The sequence below is a fragment of the Frankia sp. AiPs1 genome, from assembly GCF_023716945.1.
Lineage (GTDB): Bacteria > Actinomycetota > Actinomycetes > Frankiales > Frankiaceae > Frankia.
In genome coordinates this window covers 1-1459 of sequence record NZ_JAMQQF010000925.1, presented here as the reverse complement: position 1 = coordinate 1459, position 1459 = coordinate 1, and the positions used below count along the sequence as shown (strand labels likewise).

Sequence of the window (1459 nt, the reverse complement as noted above, 5' to 3'; positions counted from 1 at the left end):
CGCCGGGCGAAGGCCGCTGCCCACCCTCACCGGGCGGCGGCACCGCTGGCCGGCGGGCCGCGGGACGCGCTGCCGGAGCCGACCGTTCCTGGCCTGCCGTCTCCGGCCCCGCCAGCTCAGGCCCTGTCAGCTCAGGCCCCGACAGCTCCGGACGCGGAGCCACCGTGCCCTCGGTGTGCGTGTCGTCGAACACCTCGAGCCCGTCCGGCGCACCGGTAGACCTCGTCCGCAGTCCGGCATCGTCCCGCGGGGGCAGCACGCCGTCGGCCGACGGCAGCACGGGGCCGTTCGCCGAGGGAACGCCCTGGGACGTCCCAGCCGCACGCGCGCGTTCGACTCGCCGTGCCGGCTCACGTTCCCCCGCCGACCCCGCTCGACGCGTCGGTGCGCTCCCCAGCGTCGGTCCGGTTCCCGACGTTGGCCCGTTCCCGTGGGCCGGTGCGCTCCCCAGCGTCGGTCCGGTTCCCGACGTTGGCCCGTTCCCGTGGGCCGGTGCGGTCCCCGGCGTCGACCTGGTGCCCTGGACCGACAGCGCGCTTTGGGCCGACAGCGCGCTTTGGGCCGACACCGCGCTTTGGGCCGACAGCGCCTCCTGGGCCGGCCTGGCTCCCTGGGGCGGCGTCGAGCCCTGGGTCGGCATCAAGCCCTCGGGCGACGTCGAGCCCTGGATCGGCGTCGAGCCCTGGGTCGGGGCAGTCGCCGGCGGCGGGGTGGGCCGCCGGGCTGCCAAGGGGGGCATCGCGGGTGCGGGCGTCTGCGGGACGGCGCGGGCGGACGGTCTGGAACCCGCCTGGGAACCAGGTCCGGGGGCCTGGATTCGCGGAAGGGTGGCAACGTCGGGCCGGGCAAACTCGGACGCAGGCACCGCAGGTGGAGGCGCTGGAGCGGGAGTCGCTGGAGAGGGCGGCGCCGCAGACGACGGCACCGCGGACGAAGACACCGCGGGCGAAGACACCGCCGCGGGTGAAGACACCGCGGACCGGATGGGCGGCCCTCCCGCGGCCGACGGAGTGCCGGGCCGAGTATCGGTGGCGGGGGGCCAGGCGGCCGGAACCGCTCCGTCGAAGCTCCGGGGCGGCGGGCTGGCGGGCATCCCCGCCGAGGTCGACGGAATGGTCGTCTCGTCACGGACGCCGGGGCCAGCCGACCGCCGGTCCAGGCCCTGCCCCACCCCAACCGAGCCGCCGGCCCGGGCAGTGGTCCCAGCGGCGCCAGCAGATGCGACGGCACCGGCCCCGGCACCACCCGCAGCAGCAGCGCGACCGGCAGAAGCGGCGGCATCGGGCGGACCGCCAGAGGTGGCCGGTTCCGCGGAACCGGCCGGAGCAGCAGAACCGACCCGAGCAGCAGAACTGGCCGGAGCAGCGGGAGCCGCCGGATCGGTGGGGCTGGCGGCATGGTCGTCGCCGGGGACCGGCCGGCTGGCCGCCGGATCGGCTGGCCCTGGCGCAGCGGTGGG

Annotated in this window: 1 pseudogene; it reads right to left on the bottom strand. The window is 77.3% G+C overall.

The annotated features are described in order from the left end of the window. A pseudogene (locus ND748_RS31915) lies at positions 1-280 on the bottom strand (hypothetical protein); the annotation flags it as partial. Positions 281-1459: the final 1179 nt, after the last annotated feature.